This is a genomic window from Nocardioides sp. NPDC092400, from assembly GCF_040684155.1.
In the GTDB taxonomy this organism is placed as follows: Bacteria; Actinomycetota; Actinomycetes; order Propionibacteriales; family Nocardioidaceae; genus Nocardioides.
This window is the reverse complement of sequence record NZ_JBFBFJ010000001.1, coordinates 1,437,987-1,455,600: the sequence shown is the minus strand read 5'-3', so window position 1 is coordinate 1,455,600 and position 17,614 is coordinate 1,437,987. Positions and strand designations below refer to the sequence as shown.

Annotated in this window: 14 protein-coding genes; 9 read left to right on the top strand and 5 right to left on the bottom strand. The window is 74.0% G+C overall.

Translation table 11 applies throughout. The annotated features are described in order from the left end of the window. Positions 1-52 precede the first annotated feature (52 nt). Positions 53-2,923 carry an aminomethyl-transferring glycine dehydrogenase gene (gene gcvP / locus AB0N29_RS07185; RefSeq protein ID WP_364865304.1) on the top strand — a complete coding sequence of 957 codons (2,871 nt, stop codon included), beginning with the start codon at positions 53-55 and terminating at the stop codon, positions 2,921-2,923. Between the two features lie 7 nt (positions 2,924-2,930). Next, positions 2,931-4,277 carry a serine hydrolase domain-containing protein gene (locus AB0N29_RS07180; RefSeq protein WP_364865302.1) on the top strand — a complete coding sequence of 449 codons (1,347 nt, stop codon included), beginning with the start codon at positions 2,931-2,933 and terminating at the stop codon, positions 4,275-4,277. A 31-nt stretch (positions 4,278-4,308) separates the two neighbouring features. Here AB0N29_RS07180 and AB0N29_RS07175 read toward each other — a convergent pair whose 3' ends face one another. Then, a complete protein-coding gene (locus AB0N29_RS07175; RefSeq protein ID WP_364865300.1) occupies positions 4,309-4,842 on the bottom strand; it encodes a hypothetical protein in 534 nt (177 codons plus the stop codon). A 123-nt stretch (positions 4,843-4,965) separates the two neighbouring features. Here AB0N29_RS07175 and AB0N29_RS07170 point away from each other — a divergent pair, with 123 nt between their 5' ends. After that, positions 4,966-6,351, top strand: coding sequence for a CYTH and CHAD domain-containing protein (locus AB0N29_RS07170; RefSeq protein WP_364865298.1), 1,386 nt, complete (start codon positions 4,966-4,968; stop codon positions 6,349-6,351). 56 nt (positions 6,352-6,407) lie between these two features. Here the strand turns inward: AB0N29_RS07170 and AB0N29_RS07165 are convergent, their stop codons facing one another. Together AB0N29_RS07165 and AB0N29_RS07160 are read right to left on the bottom strand one after the other, a co-directional pair. Further along, entirely contained in the window at positions 6,408-7,814 is a 1,407-nt protein-coding gene (locus AB0N29_RS07165; RefSeq protein WP_364865296.1) for a metallopeptidase TldD-related protein, read from the bottom strand. Further along, the gene (locus tag AB0N29_RS07160) at positions 7,814-9,349 is read right to left on the bottom strand and encodes a TldD/PmbA family protein (RefSeq protein WP_364865294.1); all 1,536 of its coding nucleotides are present in this window, start codon (positions 9,347-9,349) and stop codon (positions 7,814-7,816) included. The genes AB0N29_RS07165 and AB0N29_RS07160 overlap by 1 nt, the downstream gene beginning before the upstream one ends. 69 nt (positions 9,350-9,418) lie before the next feature. Between AB0N29_RS07160 and AB0N29_RS07155 the strand changes: the two genes are divergently transcribed. Both AB0N29_RS07155 and AB0N29_RS07150 read left to right on the top strand, forming a co-directional pair. After that, complete coding sequence (locus AB0N29_RS07155) at positions 9,419-10,108, top strand: sulfotransferase (RefSeq protein ID WP_302266605.1); 690 nt, start codon at positions 9,419-9,421, stop codon at positions 10,106-10,108. Positions 10,109-10,357: 249 nt separating this feature from the next. Continuing rightward, positions 10,358-11,098 (top strand): hypothetical protein, encoded by a 741-nt coding sequence (locus AB0N29_RS07150; protein WP_364865291.1) that lies wholly within the window; start codon positions 10,358-10,360, stop codon positions 11,096-11,098. 111 nt (positions 11,099-11,209) lie between these two features. On the opposite strand, the gene AB0N29_RS07145 is transcribed toward AB0N29_RS07150, so the two are convergent. Next, positions 11,210-11,764: a GNAT family N-acetyltransferase gene (locus AB0N29_RS07145; protein WP_364865289.1), complete on the bottom strand. Its 555-nt coding sequence runs from the start codon at positions 11,762-11,764 to the stop codon at positions 11,210-11,212. A gap of 107 nt (positions 11,765-11,871) precedes the next feature. Beyond that, positions 11,872-12,222, bottom strand: coding sequence for a hypothetical protein (locus tag AB0N29_RS07140; protein ID WP_364865287.1), 351 nt, complete (start codon positions 12,220-12,222; stop codon positions 11,872-11,874). Between the two features lie 176 nt (positions 12,223-12,398). On the opposite strand from AB0N29_RS07140, the gene AB0N29_RS07135 reads away from it, so the two are divergent. The 4 genes from AB0N29_RS07135 to AB0N29_RS07120 all read left to right on the top strand — a co-directional run bounded on the left by AB0N29_RS07135 (position 12,399) and on the right by AB0N29_RS07120 (position 17,472). Next, positions 12,399-12,935 (top strand): VanZ family protein, encoded by a 537-nt coding sequence (locus AB0N29_RS07135; RefSeq protein ID WP_364865285.1) that lies wholly within the window; start codon positions 12,399-12,401, stop codon positions 12,933-12,935. A gap of 72 nt (positions 12,936-13,007) precedes the next feature. Continuing rightward, positions 13,008-14,357: an MFS transporter gene (locus AB0N29_RS07130; protein WP_364865283.1), complete on the top strand. Its 1,350-nt coding sequence runs from the start codon at positions 13,008-13,010 to the stop codon at positions 14,355-14,357. A 328-nt stretch (positions 14,358-14,685) separates the two neighbouring features. Continuing rightward, the gene (locus AB0N29_RS07125) at positions 14,686-15,624 is read left to right on the top strand and encodes a homocysteine S-methyltransferase family protein (protein WP_364865281.1); all 939 of its coding nucleotides are present in this window, start codon (positions 14,686-14,688) and stop codon (positions 15,622-15,624) included. Positions 15,625-16,005: 381 nt separating this feature from the next. Next, positions 16,006-17,472, top strand: a complete 1,467-nt coding sequence (locus AB0N29_RS07120; protein WP_364865279.1) for a HAMP domain-containing sensor histidine kinase — start codon at positions 16,006-16,008, stop codon at positions 17,470-17,472. Positions 17,473-17,614: the final 142 nt, after the last annotated feature.

Genomic DNA, 17,614 nt, shown 5'->3' with positions numbered 1-17,614 from the left:
CCGGTGTGACAGAGGGGGAGGCACCCAGACCGCGCGTCCGAGGAGCCCTGCCATGTCAGACCGCCCCACCCTGTCCGAGCTCGACGGCGCGCTGCCGTTCGTCGACCGCCACATCGGCCTGCAGCCGGCCGCCGAGGCCGCCATGCTCGAGCGGCTCGGCTTCGACTCCCTGGAGTCGCTGATGACCGCCGCCGTCCCGGGCGGCATCCGCACCGACGCGGCGCTCGACCTGCCCGCCGCGCAGTCCGAGGACGCCACCGCCCGGGAGCTGCGCGCGATCGCGGCGCTGAACAACCCGCTCGAGGCGATGATCGGCCTCGGCTACTCCGCCACGATCACCCCGCCGGTGATCCGGCGCAACGTGCTCGAGGACCCCAGCTGGTACACCGCCTACACGCCGTACCAGCCGGAGATCTCCCAGGGCCGCCTCGAGGCGCTGATCAACTTCCAGACCGTCGTCGGCGACCTCACCGGCCTGCCGACCGCGAACGCCTCGCTGCTAGACGAGGGCACCGCGGCCGCCGAGGCGATGACCCTGGTCCGGCGGGGAAACCGCAAGGCGGACGGGCCGTTCGTGGTCGACGCCGACGCGCTGCCGCAGACGATCGAGGTCGTCCGCACCCGCGCCGAGGCGATGGGCATCGAGGTCGTGGTCGCGGACCTGACCGACGGCCTGCCCGAGGGCCCGGCGAGCGGCGTGCTCGTGCAGTACCCCGGCGCCTCCGGTCGGGTGCTCGACCCGCGGCCCCTCGTCGAGGCGGTCCACGAGCGCGGCGGGCTGGCCGTCGTCGCCGCCGACCTCCTCGCGCTGACGCTGCTGGAGTCGCCCGGCTCGATGGGTGCCGACGTGGTCGTCGGCTCCTCCCAGCGCTTCGGGGTGCCGCTGTTCTACGGCGGCCCGCACGCCGGCTACATGGCGGTCGCCTCCGGGCTCGAGCGGCACCTGCCCGGCCGGCTGGTCGGGGTCTCGGTCGACGCCGAGGGACGCCCGGCGTACCGCCTGGCCCTGCAGACCCGCGAGCAGCACATCCGCCGGGACAAGGCCACCTCCAACATCTGCACCGCCCAGGTGCTGCTGGCCGTCGTCGCCTCGATGTACGCCGTGCACCACGGCCCGGAGGGGCTGCGTGCCATCGCCACCCGCACCCACCGGTACGCCGCGGTGCTGGCCGCCGCGCTGGCCGAGGCCGGGCACGAGGCGCTCCACGGCGAGTTCTTCGACACCGTCCAGGTCGCGGCACCGGGCCGTGCCGCCGAGGTCGTCGCGGCCGCCCGGGAGCGGGGGATCCACCTCCGGCTCGTCGACGCCGACACCGTCGGGATCAGCACCTCGGAGTGCACCACGCGCTCGACCCTCGAGCGGGTGCTGGCGTCGTTCGGGGTGGAGGCCGCGGACCTCGACGGTCTCGACCGCGCGACCGCCGACGCGCTGCCGGAGCCCCTGCGCCGCACCACGCCGTACCTCACCCACGAGGTGTTCTCCGCGCACCACAGCGAGACCCAGATGCTGCGCTACCTGCGCCGGCTCTCGGCCCGCGACTACGCGCTGGACCGCGGGATGATCCCGCTCGGGTCGTGCACGATGAAGCTCAACGCGACCACCGAGATGGAGCCGGTCTCCCTGCCCGGCTTCGCCGACCTGCACCCGTTCGCGCCGGCCGAGGACGCCGCCGGCTACCACCTGCTCGTCGACCAGCTCGAGGGCTGGCTGGCCGAGGTCACCGGCTACGACCGCGTCTCGATCCAGCCGAACGCCGGTTCCCAGGGCGAGCTCGCCGGCCTGCTCGCCATCCGCGGCTACCACCGCGCGAACGGCGACACCGCCCGCGACGTCTGCCTGATCCCCTCCTCGGCGCACGGCACCAACGCCGCGTCCGCGGTGATGGCCGGGATGCGCGTCGTCGTGGTCAAGGCCGCCGCGGACGGCGGCGTGGACATGGACGACCTGCGCGCGCAGTGCGAGAAGCACACCGACGACCTGGCCGCGATCATGGTCACCTACCCCTCGACCCACGGCGCCTACGAGGACACGATCACCGAGCTGTGCGAGGTCGTGCACGCCCACGGCGGCCAGGTCTACGTCGACGGGGCGAACCTGAACGCGCTGCTCGGGCACGCCAAGCCCGGCGAGTTCGGCGGCGACGTGTCGCACCTGAACCTGCACAAGACCTTCTGCATCCCCCACGGCGGCGGCGGCCCGGGCGTCGGCCCGGTCGCGGTGCGCGAGCACCTCGCGCCGTACCTCCCCTCGCACGGGATGCACCCCGACGCCACCAAGCGCGAGGGCATCGGCCCGATCAGCGCGGCGCCGTACGGCTCGGCGGGCATCCTGCCGATCTCGTGGGCCTACGTGCGGATGATGGGCGGTGCCGGCCTGACCCGGGCCACCGCCAGCGCGGTGCTGTCGGCCAACTACGTCGCCGCCCGGCTCGGCGAGCACTTCCCGGTGCTCTACCGCGGCCACGGCGACCTGGTCGCCCACGAGTGCATCCTCGACGTCCGGGGGATCACCAAGGAGACCGGCGTGAGCGTCGAGGACGTCGCCAAGCGGCTGGTCGACTACGGCTTCCACGCCCCGACGATGTCGTTCCCGGTCGCCGGCACCCTGATGGTCGAGCCGACCGAGTCCGAGGACCTCGCCGAGATCGACCGCTTCTGCGAGGCGATGATCGCGATCAAGGCCGAGATCGACCGGGTCGGCGCGGGGGAGTGGAGCCCCGAGGAGTCGCCGCTGCGCGGCGCGCCGCACACGTCCCGCGCGCTCGTGGGCGAGTGGGACCGGCCGTACCCCCGGGAGCTGGCGGTCTTCCCGACCGGCGTGGACCCGGACAAGTACTGGCCGCCGGTGGCGCGGATCGACCAGGCCTACGGCGACCGCAACCTGCAGTGCTCGTGCCCGCCGCTCGAGGCCTTCGCCGAGTGAGCGCCGAGTGAGCGCCGGGGTCGACGGCCTCACCGCCCGCCGGCTGCGCGCCCGGCTGGCCCACGCCCAGAGCACCGGTCGGCTGCCGTCGGTGGTGGCCGGCCTGGTGCGCGACGGCGAGCCGGTGTGGCGGGACGCGTACGGCGCGGAGGCGGTGCCGGGCCACGACCCGTTCGACGTGCAGTACCGGATCGGGTCCATCACCAAGACCATGACGGCCGTGCTCGTGCTCCAGGCCGTGCGGGAGGGCCTGCTCGGCCTGGACGACCCGGCGTCGGTGGTGCTCGGGGAGGACGTGGCGTACGCCGACCGGTCGCTCCGCACGCTGCTCGCGCACAGCTCGGGCATGCAGTCGGAGCCGGCCGGGCCGTGGTGGGAGCGGTCCGCCGGCCGGTCGTGGGAGGAGCTGGCGGCGCTGCACGACGGCTCGGGTGCGGCGTTCCCCGCCCACCAGGAGTTCCACTACTCCAACCTCGGGTACGCGCTGCTCGGCGAGGTCGTCGCCCGCGTCCGGGGCACGACGTGGTGGGAGGCCGTGGAGGGCCGGTTGCTCGCGCCGCTGGGGATGACGCGCACGTCGTACCTCCCCGTCGGCGCCGCCGCGCAGGGCTGGTCGGTGCACCCCTACGAGTCGACGCTCGTCCCGGAGCCCGCGACCGACACCGGGGCGATGGCGCCCGCGGGCCAGGTGTGGGCGACGCTCACCGACCTGGCGCGGTACGCCGTCTTCCTCCTCGACGGCCACCCCGACGTGCTCTCGCCGGCCGAGCTGCGGCAGGCGTTCGGGCCGCAGTCGGGCAACCCCACCGACGGGCTCGGCTACGCGCACGGGCTGGGGTTCCAGCTGCTGCCCGGCGGCTCGGGCACGCTCGCGGGGCACACCGGCTCGATGCCGGGGTTCCTCGCCGCCGTCCTGGTCGACCCGAGGCGTCGCAGCGGTGGCGTGGTGCTGACCGACGCCACCGCGGGCTGCTCGCCGGCCGCAGTCGTCACCGAGCTGCTCGAGGAGCTCGAGCGCTGCGAGCCGACGGTCGCCCCCGCGTGGACGCCGTCACCCGCGCTGCCGGCGCCGCTGGTGGGCGTCCCGGGGGTCTGGCACTGGGGCAACACCGCGATCGTCTTCGCGATGGAGGGCACCGAGCTGGTCGCCCGCCGGACCGGGCAGGAGCTCTACCGGTTCGCCGTCCGTGGGGGACGGGTGCTGGGGCTGTCCGGCTACCACGCCGGCGAGGAGCTCCACGTCGTCCGGCGCCCCGACGGGTCGGTGGGCCACCTCGAGGTCGCCACCTTCGTCTACACCCGGACGCCGTACGACCCGGACGCCCCCGTTCCCGGGGGTCATCCGGGTCGCTGACCGGTGACGCCGCTGCGCGTGGTGGTCGGTCTCAGTCGCCGGTGGTGTCGTACCGGGTGACGTCGAGGTCGTAGAAGAAGGCCTCGTCGCAGTCGAGGGCGACGGTCCGGCCCTTCCACCGCAGCGTCAGGTCGGTGCGGAGCCGGCGGTGGAAGCCGTCGACGACGACGTGCTCGCCGGCGTCGTCGACCTCCTCGTGGACGGCGATCCTCTTCCCGACCCGCTTCGCGGTCCCGGACACGACGACCTTCCGGCCGTCGAGCCGCATCGTGGCGCGGACCGTGCCGGCGTCGATGAAGCCGGTGGTCGACTCCTTGCCGCGGCCGAGGCCGTCCTCGCCGACGACGACCTGGAAGACGTCGGGGTGCAGGTTGTTCTCGTAGACGCTGACGAACGTGTCCTGGCCGGCGTACGCCGCGCCGCACTCGACGACGTTGCCGCGCTCGTGGGTCGTGGTGCCGTCGGTGCTGGGGGAGGACGTGGCGGAGACGGCCGTCGTGGTGGTGAGGCCGGTGATCGCGGTCGCGGCGGTGGCCGTGGCGGCGAGGAGGGCGGGGATGCGCATGCTGGTGCTGCTTCCTGGTGGGAGTGGCTGGTCGGGGTGTCTACGCCCGGCGAGGCGGGACGGTTGCGTGCCGGACGCACCGGTCTGCACCGGTCTGCACCGGCGTGGTGGGTACGGGACGGCATGACGCGCACACAGCACCTCGAGGTCGAGCACACGTACGCACCCCCGCCCGGGACCGAGGTCCCGGCGCTGGCCGGGCCGGGCGGGCTGCCCGGGGTGGCGCGGGTCGCCGAGCCGGTCGTGCACGAGCTGCACGCGACGTACCACGACACCGGCGGGCTGGCACTGACCGCCGCCGGCATCACCCTGCGGGCCCGCACCGGGGGACCGGACGAGGGCTGGCACCTCAAGCTGCCTGCCCGGGCTGGCCGTGATGAGCTGCACCACCGGCTCGGCAGGGGCGAGACGGTGCCGGCGCGGCTGCGCGGTCTCGTCACCGCGTGGACACAGGGTGAGCCGCTGTCGCCGGTCGCGACCGTGGCGACCCGGCGCACCTCACGGTTGCTGCTCGCCGAGGACGGGACCGTGCTGGCCGAGCTGGCCGACGACGAGGTCACCGGCACCCCGGTCGGCGGAGCGCCGGTCTCGTGGCGGGAGTGGGAGCTGGAGCTGGTCGAGGGCGAGCCCGACCTGCTGGCCGCGGCCGACGAGCTCTTCGAGGGGCTCGGGGTCGAGCCGAGGCCGTTGGCCCGCAAGATCGCGGTCACGCTCGGCGACCGGCTCCCGCAGGTCCCCGAGGTCGCCGACCCCGTGCTGCAGGCCGTCGCGGCGGACGTCGGCGTCCTCAAGCTGCTGGACAGCCGGTGGCGGCGTGGCGAGCTGGTCGCCGGCGAGCTGGCGTCGGTGGTGCGGCGGCTCCGGGCGGCGCTGTGGACGCTGCGCCCGGGCTGGGGCCGCACGGTGACCGGCCCCGTCCGCGCGGAGCTGGCGTGGCTGTCGGAGTCGCTCGTCGAGGCCTCGGAGCTGGCCGCGGCGCACGAGCGCGTGCTGGCGGTCCTCGAGGAGGAGCGGGAAGGGGTGGCCCCCGTGCGCCGGCTGCTGCGCGCCGCCTTCGAGGAGCGCGAACGCGAGGCCGCAGCAAGGGTGCTCGACGACCTGCAGGCGGACCGGTACCTCGCGCTGCTGCGGTCGCTGGACCGGGTGGTCGCCGAGCCGGCGTCGGAGGAGCCGCTGACGAGGAAGCAGCTGCGGCGCCGCCTGGAGAAGGCGCGGACGAAGGCGTCGGCACGGACGGGCGAGGACGAGGGGCGCTACACCCCTGCGCGCCACCTGGCGGCCGCCGAGCACCTCGCCGACGTCGCGGACCTCGTGGAGCCGGTCGTCGGGAAGGAGGCGCGGCGGGCGCGCCGGTGGGCGGAGCAGGCGGTCGAGGGTCTCGAGGACGCCTGCACCACGCTGCGCGCCCAGCAGGAGGTCGGGGCCGTGGCGACCCGGGCGGCCACGACCGGCGAGGCGTTCCTCCTCGGGCGGCTGCACGGGCGGCTCGAGGTGCGGCTGGCCGGCTGAGCGGGACCCGCGCCCGCGCCCGTGCACGCCGACGGGCCGTCGGCGCGTCGGCCTCCTCACATCGCCTGCGACACGCTCGACATGTTGAAGTCGGGCACCCGCAGGGCGGGGGTGGCCGTCCGGCTGAAGTAGTCGTCGCCCCACTCCCGGCTGAAGCTCTGCTCGGTGGCGCCGGCGTGGGAGAAGCGGCCCAGCAGGTCGACCGGGCTCTCGTTCCAGCGGAAGTTGTTGACCGCGCCGGTGATCTCGCCGCCCTCGACCAGGTAGACGCCGTCGCGGGTCAGGCCGGTCAGCAGGAGCGTCTGCGGGTCGACCTCGCGGATGTACCAGAGGCAGGTCACCAGCAGGCCGCGCTCCACCCCCGCGACCAGGTCCTGGGTGCTGCCGGTCCCGCCGTCGACGTCGAGCACCAGGTTGTCGATCGCCGGCGTCACCGGAAGGCCGGTCACCGCGGCGGAGTGGCGGGTCTGCAGCAGGGCGGCGAGCTCGCCGTCGCGCACCCAGTCGGTGCGGCCGAGCGGCAGGCCGTTGTCGAAGACCGAGGACTCGTTGCCCGAGGAGGAGGCGACCACGAACGGCGAGCACTCCAGCCCGGCGTACGACGGGTCGCTGAGCAGGTGCACGCCCTCCCGGGCGATCCGCTCGCCGACCCGGGTGCCGCCGCCGCGCCGGCTGTAGACCGACTGGCCCTCGTGGGCGACCCGGGCGCCGGCATACCAGTAGGCATCGATCATCAGGTCGGCCACGGCGCTCGGCGGCAGGACGGTGTCGTAGCGGCCGGCGGGCAGGTCCACGCGGCGCGCGCCCCAGCCGAGGCGCTGCTCGAGCTCGGCGTCCATCGCCAGCGCGTCGACGTCGGAGAAGTCGCGGGTGGCCCCGCCGACCCACGCGCTCTGGCTGAGGTCGGCCGTCTTGCCGGTGCAGCCGTAGTGGCCGGTCGGCTGCACGTGGCGCAGACGAAGGCCCGTCGTGGAGCCGAGGTACGTCGTGGTCAGCTCGTGGTTGACGAAGCCGTAGAGCACCCGCCCCCCGGCCTCCGCGCGCCCGAAGGCCTCGCCCAGGGCCGGCGCGAACGCGTCGTAGGTGTGGATGCCGGTGCGCACCGGCTCCTCGTCCCAGTCCGGCGACGTGCGGTCGCGGACCAGCTCGGCGGCGTCCTCGGCCGCGGAGGCCGCCCTCGCCGCGGCGTCGGCGGCGGTGACCAGGGCCGAGACCTGCGCCTGGTCGGTCGCGCTCCCCGAGACCGAGCCGGTCGAGGTGCCGTCGGCGCGGTGGATGAACGAGACCACCGTGACGTCGACGCCGTGCATGACGCCGTTCGTGGTCAGCGTGTTCCCGGCCCAGCGGAGGTTGGCGCTGGTGCGGTCGCGGACGACGACGACGCACTCGTCGGCGATCGTCGCGGCGAGCGCGTGCTCGACGAGGGACTGGGGCGTGACCCGGGGCTGGGTGGGGGAGTGCATCAGTGACCTGCCTCGTCGGTGGTGTTGAGGATGCGCACGCCTCGGAAGAGCGCGGTGGGGCAGCCGTGGCTCACGGACGCGACCTGCCCGGGCTGGGCCTTGCCGCAGTTGAACGCCCCGCCGAGCAGCCACGTCCGCGGCCCGCCGACGGCCTCCATCGAGCCCCAGAAGTCCGTGGTGGTCGACTGGTACGCCGCGTCGCGCACCTGCCCGACCAGCTCTCCGTCCTGGATCCGGTGGAAGCGCTGCCCGGTGAACTGGAAGTTGTAGCGCTGCATGTCGATCGACCACGACTTGTCGCCGACGACGTACAGGCCCCGCTCGACGCGGCCGATCAGCTCCGCGGTGCTCGGGCCGTCGGGTTCCGGCTGCAGCGAGACGTTGGCCATCCGCTGGATCGGGATGTGGCCGGGGGAGTCGGCGTAGGCGCAGCCGTTGGAGCGGCCCTGCGGGTGGTCGGGGCCGGCGAGCTCCGGCTTCATCGCGGCCATCGGCCGGTCGAGCTGGTAGCCGACCAGCACCCCGTCGCGGACGATGTCCCACTGCTGGGTGGCGACCCCCTCGTCGTCGTACCCGGTGGTCGCCAGGCCGTGCTCGACCGTGCGGTCGCCGGTGACGTTCATGACCGGGCTGCCGTACCGCAGCGTCCCGAGCTTGTCGTACGTCGCGAAGCTGGTGCCGGCGTAGTTGGCCTCGTAGCCCAGCGCGCGGTCCAGCTCCGTGGCGTGGCCGATGGACTCGTGGATGGTCAGCCAGAGGTTCGAGGGATGGATGACCAGGTCGTAGTCGCCCGGCTCCACGCTGGGCGCCGCGAGCTTCTCGGCCAGCAGCTCGGGGACCTCCGCCAGCTCGGCGTCCCAGTCCCACTGGCCCGGCCCGCCGGCGACGTACTCGTAGCCGCGGCCGACCGGCGGGGCGGTGCTCGCCATCGAGTCGAACACGTCGTCGCTGGAGCCCATCGCCTCGAACGCCGGCTGCAGGCGGATCCGGCGCTGGGTGGTGCGGGTGCCGGAGAGGTCGGCGTAGTACTTGTGCTCGTCGACCTGCTGCAGGCTCGCGCTGGCGTGGTCGACGGCGGCCCCGGCCCGCAGCCGCTCGGTCCAGTCGATGAGCACCGCCGCCTTCTCGGCCACCGGCACCGTGAACGGGTCGACCTCGTAGGAGGAGACCCAGACGACGTCGTCGTACGTCGGCTCCGGAGCCAGCTCCACCGGTCGTGGTGTCATGGCGGCGGCCAGCTGCGCGACCTGCACGGCCGTCTCGGCGACGCGGACCGCCTCCTCGGGGGTGAGCACGACGCCGGAGGCGAACCCCCAGGCACCCCGGTGCACCACGCGCACCGCGAAGCCGAGGTCCTCGGCGTCGCTGGCGCCCTGGAGGACCCCGTCGCGGACGCCGAGGTGCTGGTACCGGACCCGCTCGAACCGGAACTCCGCGTGGGTCGCTCCGAGGTCGCGCGCCCGGGCGAGAGCGGTGTCGCCGAGGTGGCGGTGGGGGAGGGCGGTGAAGGTGGGATCGAGACCCGCTTCGCTCATGGCAGCGACCCTATCCCCGCTCCTCACCGGTGCTCCGGCCTGCGGCGACGCGTCGTTAGGGTGCTCCCCATGAGCTCACCGGCATGGTTGGGGATCGGCGCCCAGCGCAGCGGCACGACCTGGTTCACCGACCTGCTGACCCAGCACCCGGCCGTCGGGCTCGGCACCAACGGCAAGAAGGAGCAGCAGCTGCTGCACAAGGTCGGCGACGGCCGGGTCCCCGAGGCGCAGTACCTCGACCTCTTCCCCGCCGACGGCGTCCACCGCGGCGAGTGGACCCCGCAGTCCCTGCGTCACGCCTCCGCCCCGGCCGCCGCCGCGCGGCTGGTCCCGGACGCACCGGTGCTCGTGCTGCTGCGGGACCCCGTCGAGCGGTTCCGCTCCGCGATGCGGCTGGCGGCCACCCGGGGCAGGTCCTGGCCCTACCCGGTGCCGATCACGGTGCAGACCTGGAGCGGGTTCTACGCCGACCAGCTCGAGGCGTGGGCGGCCGCCGTGGGCCGCGACCGGGTGCACGTGATGGTCTACGAGGTCGTCCGGCGCGACCCGCAGGCCGCCGTCGACGAGGTGTGGCGCCTGATCGGCGTCGACCCCGTGCCCCTGGCCGAGGTCGAGCGGGCCTCCGGCTCCTCCTCCCAAGCGGAGTGGGACTGGACGCCGGGGCTCAAGGAGTCGCTGCAGGTGATGTACCGCCCGCAGGCCGAGCGGCTGGCGAAGGACTGGGGGCTCGACGTCTCCGCCTGGTCCGGGCTGCACTGAGTCGCGGTCGCCGCCGGTCGCCGGGTCACCCCGGACCCGTTGGGATCCGCGGCTGGAGGGCAACGGGGAGGTCGACGTACCTCAGCGGCTCGGTCCGCGCACCTCTCGGGAGACGCCCTGTGACACCTGGCCCGGACCACCCGTCGCTGCGACGCCGGCTGGAGACCGGCCGGCTCCTGGCGGGATCGGTCCTCGAGCTCGGCATCAAGGCGTACGGCGCGGGCGCGGCCGTGGCGGTCGTGCTGAGCGATGCCGAGACGGTGGGCGGCAAGGGGCAGGACGCGCGCCGCGGTCCCCAGCCTGGCCGAGCGCTACCGCGCCGCGGAGTACGTCGTGGAGCACCGGGAGGAGATCCAGGTCGCGCTCGACCACGTGAACGAGCAGACGCCGCCCCAGGCCGAGCTCGAGGAGGCACTCGAGAGCAGCTCGGCGACGCTGGACGGGATCGAGACGACCTATGACGAGGTGCTCGAGGCCCGGGACGCGCTGCCGGGGGACCACGCCGACGCGTGGGGCCACGTGCGCGAGGCGTGGGACGCGAAGCCCGACCTGGGCTCGATCTCCGACCTCGCCGCGGCGGCGGAGCAGGTCGGTCCGTACGTCGACCAGGTGGAGGTGCTGACCCCTGTCTACTACGGCGGGCTGCTGGCGGTAGTGAACTTCGCCAGCGACGAGGTCGCGGGCACGCTCGGGGTCATGGCGATGGCCTTTGGGACCGCCTTCGTGCTCGGCCACGCAGTCGGCTTCTGGGCCCGGCGGGGCAGGCCCGGGATCGTCGCGCGGACGCTGCAGCGGTGGGGCGCGCGCACGTTCCGCGGCTGGTACGTCCAGCACCTCCCTGCTGCGCTGAGCCCCCCGCTGTACGACGCCGCGCGCGAGCGCATGCAGCGCGACATCGTCGCGGACCCCGAGCAGGCGCTGGACCGCGCGACCCTCCGGGAGCTCGGGGAGTACTTCGCGCGCAGACGTCGGGAGGGGTCGCACGACTGACGGGTCCCTCGGTCGCCGTGCCCGGGGTGGGCCGGGGTCGTGTGCCCGACGACGCGTCCGGGCGCGTCCGTGGGCACACGACCGGGGCTCGCTCGACCCGGTGCGCGGTCCTCAGGCGAGCGTCCGGCGCATGGTCAGGCGGGGCAGCCCGGACGCGACCGCGTCGGTCGTGCCGACGACCTCGAAGCCGGCCCGCTCGAACATCGCGCGCACGCCCACGAACGCCATCGTCGTGTCGATCCGGCCGGGCGGGTCCACCGGGTGCGCCTCGACGGCCGTGGCGCCCCGCGAGGCCGCGTAGGCGACGGCGCCCTCGAGCATCGCCGCGGTGACCCCCTGGCGCCGCCGACCGCCGCGGACGACGAGGCAGATGACGGACCACACGGGGACGTCGTCGACGGGGCGGATGAGGCGGCTGCGCTCGAGCCGGGGGATCTCCCGGCGGGGGGAGATGCTGCACCAGCCGACCGGTTCGCCGTCGCGGTAGGTGACCACCCCCGGCGGGTGCTCGCGCTCGCCGAGGCGCCGCGCGGCCTGCTCGCGGCTGCCGCCTCCCAGCCGGTCGATCTCGGAGGCGGGGAGCCGGTGGGAGAGGCACCAGCAGTGGGTGGCGCGCCGGTTCGGGTTGACGACGTCGGCGAAGTCCTCGAAGCGGTCAGGGGTCACAGGGTGGGTCTCCCACCGGGGGGCTGCGCCGGGCACAACTCGATGATGACCCTCCCCGACGGTGCCCGCCAGCGACGCACGGCCCGGCGCGGCAGGTCCGGGGCCGGTCACCCCCGGACGAGCCGCCCGTCGCGCACGACCAGCGGCGATCCCTTGCTGCCCAGGATCTCCATCAGCTCGTCGCACGCGGCGCCGGAGAGGGCGGCGTCGTAGGCCACCGCGGCCGGGCCGCCGGACCTGACGCCGTGGACGACGACGTGCGCCCACTCGGACGGTCCGAACGCGAGCACCTCTTTCGAGCCCCCGCGGAACCGGACGATGGTGCGCCCGTCGGCGACGTTGACGACGTGGCCCACCTCCCGCAGGCACGCCACGAGGTCGCGCCAGAGCGCCTCCACCACGTCCGCGGGGTACGGCGCGGCGACGCGGACCGTCGACGATCGGCGGGAGCTGGCCACCCCCCGGACGCTACCTGCGCTCGCCCCACCCGTCGCCGGCGTTCCGAGCTGGCACCTGCGACCGACCGTCCGGTACCTCCGGCCGAGGCGCGATCCGATCCCGGCCGCCAGGCTGGTCGAGGTCGACAGGTCGTCGACAGGGCGCACTCGTCGTGCGCCAGCCAGGAGGAGGCAGGGTGTTCCGTGAGGTGCCGGTGCTGCCGGTAGTGGTCCCGCTCGCCGGGGTGGTGCTCGTGGTCCTGGTGTGGCGGCTGCGCCGGCGCGGGTCCTTGACGGCGCCCCGCGCCGCGGTCGCGCTCGCCGCGTGCGTGTACACCGCCGGCGTGGTCGCGAACACCGTCTTCCCGATCTACCTCGACAAGCCCGCGCGCACCGCCCGGTGGCAGGACTCGATCCATCTCGACCTGCTGTCGGACTACGAGGTCGCGGACGCCGTGATGAACATCGGCGTCTTCGTCCCGGTCGGGATCCTCCTGGCGCTCGTCGCGCCGCGGTGGTCGGGCGCCGGGGTGCTGGGCGTGGCGGCCGCGTGCAGCCTGCTGATCGAGGTGAGCCAGTACGTCGCCGCGCAGACCGTGGCGGGCGGCCACGTCGCGGACGTCAACGACCTGCTGTTCGACGTCGTCGGCGCCGCGCTCGGCCTGCTCGTGGTGACCGCGCTCCGGCAAGCCCCGTTCGGGGCGCGCCTGGTCGACCGGTTCCGCTGGGCCTGACCGCTCGGGGAGCCCCGCGCCGTCCGAATATCGCGCGACGGCGGTCGGTCCTCCAGGAGAGGATCGGCAGCGATGCTCACCGCGCTCCGCAACTACGTCACGCCTCCGTCCACCCTCGCCGGACGGCTCTCGGTCCAGTCCCTGCTCTTCGCCACGGGGGACGGCGCCTTCCTGGCGGGGTCGGCCGTCTACTTCGGCGTCATCCTCGGGTTGTCCCTGGGGCAGGTCGGCGTGGGCCTCACGGTGGCCGCGGTCGCCAGCTTCCTCGTCGCGGTGCCGGCCGGGAAGCTCGTCGACCGGTTCGGCCCCAAGCGGATGTGGTCGCTGAGCGCGGTGGTGCAGGGCGCGCTGTTCCTCGCCTGGCCCTTCATCGACAGCTTCCCGCAGTTCGTCGCGCTGGCGGTGGTGATGGAGGTGGCGGGCAGCCTCGGCGGGGCCGCCCACGCGGCGTACGTCCTCGACGTGCTGCCTCCGGCCGAGCGCGTGGAGTCCCGGGCGTACATGTACTCCGCGCTCAACGTCGGCTTCAGCATCGGTGCGTTCCTGAGCGGCGGCGCCATCGCCTTCGGCTCCGACGTGCTGCGCTGGGCCCCGGTCCTCACCGCGGTCCTCTTCCTGGTGAACGCGGTGGCGATCCTCCGGCTGCCGAACGCCTCCCACGACGTCCGCTCGAGCGGGCCCCGCCGCAAGCCCGAGGGGCCGCCGGCGATCCGCAACCGCAGCTGGCTGGCGGTGACCTTCCTGACCGGCGTGCTGTGGTCGAACCAGGTCCTGCTGCACACGGTGATCCCGTTGTGGCTGGTCATCGAGACCGACGCCCCCCACGAGCTCGTGGCGCTGCTCTTCGCCACCAACACCGTGATGTGCATCGTGCTGCCCAGGATCACCTCGCGCGGCATCCGCGACGTCGACACCGCCCTGCGCGCGGTGCGCCTCTCCGCGATCTTCTTCGCGCTGACCTGCATCGTCACGCTGGCCACCCACGAGACCGTCGGCTGGGTCACGGTCGTGCTGTTCTTCGTCGGACACATCGTGCTGACCTGGGCCGAGCTCTACCTCTCCGCCTCGGGATGGACCTTCGAGGCCGAGCTGATGGACCCCCGTCGGCGCGGGGACTACCAGGGCGTCTCGGAGCTCGGCAACACGCTCGGCCGGTTCTGGGCGCCGGCTGTCTACGGCTTCCTCGCGATGGAGTGGGGCGCCCTCGGCTGGCTCACCATCGCCGCCATCGTCGGCGCGGCCGCGGCCGCCATGCACCCCGCGACCCGTGCCGGGCGGCGGTACCTCGAGCAGCACGTCCCGGCCGACGTCCTCGCCGACGCCCGGGCCGGCGCCCCCGAGGACGCGTCCCCGCCGCCGACCACCCTGACGGAGCCGCTCGACCCCGGCACCACGGTCACCGACACCCCGGTGCCGCGCTGAGGGCGGCTCGCGAGGGACCGCGGGGGCCGCTGGTCGTCGCACGCCATCGGCTCCGTGCGTCGGCGGCTGCCCGACGTGCTGGGCTCCCGGGACAGCGGGCCGGCGACCGTCGGCGAGGACCCTGTCCTCAAGCACGTCTGGTCGGTCGCCCGGTCTCGGCGACCAGGGCGCGTGCGCAGGGGCACCCGGACGCTGCGGGAGTGGGATCTCCCGATTCTGGGGGACGCGCAGCGACGAGTTGATGCGGCTCAATCGGTACCTGCGCCGCCTCGGTCGACAGGGACCGTCCGAGGCGGCGCCGACCACTGGCCGAGAGCGAGGAGGAGCCATGACGGCTGCCGCAGCTGAGCTGCTGGGCGCACAGGACTGGGTCACCGACGGAGGCCTCGAGACGGACCTGCTGTTCAACAAGGGCGTGGACCTGCCGCACTTCGCTGCGTTCCCGCTCGTCGACGATGCAGCCGGGCGCGCGTTGCTCGAGAGCTACTACGCGGAGTACGCCACGATCGCGTCCACGGTGGACGCGGGACTGCTCCTCGAGACGCCGACGTGGCGCGCGAACCCCGACTGGGGACGAAGGGTCGGCTACGACTCCGCTGCCCTCGACGCGGTCAACCGCCGGGCACTCGGCGTGGTGCGGGCGATCGCTGAGCGAGCCGAGGTCGCGCAGGTGCTGCTGAGCGGGAACATCGGGCCCCGAGGCGACGGCTACGTCACCGGCGGCACCGACCCGGACGAAGCCGCCGCCTACCACAGCGGCCAGGTCCGGGCGTTCGCGGAAGCGGGAGCAGACCTCGTGCACGCCATGACGATGACCGGGCCCGCCGAGGCGCTCGGGGTCGTGCGCGCAGCGCGGGACGCCGGGATCCCGGTCGCGATCTCGTTCACGGTGGAGACCGACGGGCGGCTGCCCGACGGCACCGCCTTGGGCGACGCCATCGCGATCCTGGACGGCGACGCGCCGGCGGACTGGTACGGCGTGAACTGCGCCCACCCCACACACCTGCAACCGGCGCTCGCGCAGCCGCCGGGCCACAGTCCTTGGACGGCTCGTGTCGCGGCGTTCCGTCCCAACGCCTCGACACTCAGCCACGCCGAGCTCGACGAGATGACCGGACTCGACACCGGGGACCTGCGCCTGCTCACGAGCTCGACCGGCCTGGTGCGTCGCGAGCTCCCGGCGCTCCGCGTCCTGGGTGGTTGCTGCGGTACCGACGCCAGCCACGTCGCCGCGCTCTGGGGTGCGGGGGAAGCCAGTTCTGGTTAGCGGCCGATGAGCGGGGCCGGTCGGCGCACGCTTCGGACACCACCCGTGCCAGCCGCCTGCCGACCCACCGGCACACGTCGACGAGTACGGCGCCCGCTGCTGCTCGGTGTGACACCACGAAGCGGGCCTGCGGGAACGGCCACACGGCCGGTGTGCCGGTCCACGCCTGCCACCCCGATGGGTATGGACAGCGATCACCACCGAGTCCTTTACTGGGGCGGCGACAACAGGCCCCAGGCGCCGCCGCCAGCGACGTCGTACGGGCTGACGACAGCGGTGCGTACCCAGCTCGGGACAGGGAACGCGGCAACGGCCTCCGCGGGCTTCCGAGAACGCGGCAGGACATCGCATGAGATCCGGCGCGGGCACACCGAGGTTCCCATGGCAGCGGCAGCTCAACAGAAGTCCGACGTCCGAGGCGTCAGCCTCGCGGCGGTCGCTGTCCTCGTCGCGCTGCCCCTGCTGTTCCTTCCTTGGCTCGAGCCTTCCGCGCGTGACCTCGAGCGGGCTGCACTCGTCCACGAGCTGCTCGTCTACCCCGTCGTCCTCATCGCCGGCCTGCTCTTCCACCTGTGCTGGCACCTCGCCCGGAACCCCACGACCGGATGGCTCTCGGCCGCCGTGACCCTCCTCGGCACCCAAGGCATCGGGGTCGCAGCCATCCGGATCGCCCGGCCCGAGGCGCTGGCCGAGCGCGCCGGCTGGTTGCTGCTCACAGAGCTGGCGGTCCAGGCCCTCCTGGTGGCGATGACCGCCGCCGCGGACCGCCGACACCTGTCGGTCAACCCGTTCGGTGCCGGCCTGGTCCTCGGAGTGGTCGCCACCGCCGTCCGCGTCGCCGTCCTCGAGGCACCGCCCCTCGGCCTCAGCGACGCGACCCTGCGCGCACTGGCCACCGGGGTCCTCGCGGAACAGGTCCTCGTCGGCGCCTTGATCCTGCGGCTGCGCCGGTCACCGCTCTGGCTGCGCGTCCGCCTCGCCGGTGCCGCGGCGCTCCTGGCGTTCGGGCACTTCCTCACCTCGCCGACCCCGGCCGGTGACATGGTCAACGGCATCGCGATCGGCACCAGCGTGCTGGGCGCCGCCGGGCTCATCCACGCCGGGCTCTCCCTCCTGCAGGTCAAGCTGCACAGGCACGGCAGCACCGTGGACTCCCTCCACCGCCATGTCGAGCACCTGGAGGCCGACGTCCGTGTCGACCGCGCACGACTCCACGAGTTCGGCGCAACGATCGCTGGTATCGCCAGCGCCTCCGAGCTGCTCCGCAACAGCTCCTGGCTCCCGGAGGACCGGCGCGAGGCGCTCGAACGCGCCATCAACGCCGAAGCCAGCCGACTGCAACGGTTGCTCGACGACCGCCGTCTCCTCCAACCGGAGGACTGCGACCTCGGCCGCCTGCTCGACCCGATCGTCACCAGCCACCGCGCACGCGGCCGCACGATCCACTGGCACCACGACGGCAGCCACGCCTGCGGCAGACCCGACGACATCGCCGAGGCCGTCAACATCCTGCTCGAGAACGCCGCACAACATGCAGGCACGCCCATCGACCTCCACACCCGGGTCGCGCGCGGCGCGGTCGAGATCCGGGTCGTCGACCAAGGACCCGGCATCCCTCCGCACCTCGGAGGCAGCCTCTTCCAGTGGGGCCACCGAGGCAGTGCCTCACACGGGCAAGGCATCGGTCTCCACATCGCCCACCGACTCATCACCGAACAAGGTGGCAGCCTGCGGCTCGCGCCCAGCCAGACCGGCCGCGGCGCGACGTTCATAGCGACCCTTCCGCACTCCGGAACCGCTGCCGGCCCTACGGGGCCCCTCGAGGAGGACGCAGACGACGCCATCTGAACCGGCACGGCCCCGAACCGCAGCGACAACACCGAGGCGGCGTCGGTCACCGCCACGCACACGATCCAGGTGCGACGCCCCGGCACGATCAGCGGCGCGGGCTCCCATGACGCGGCGAACCGGGTGCGACCAGCCGGACAGG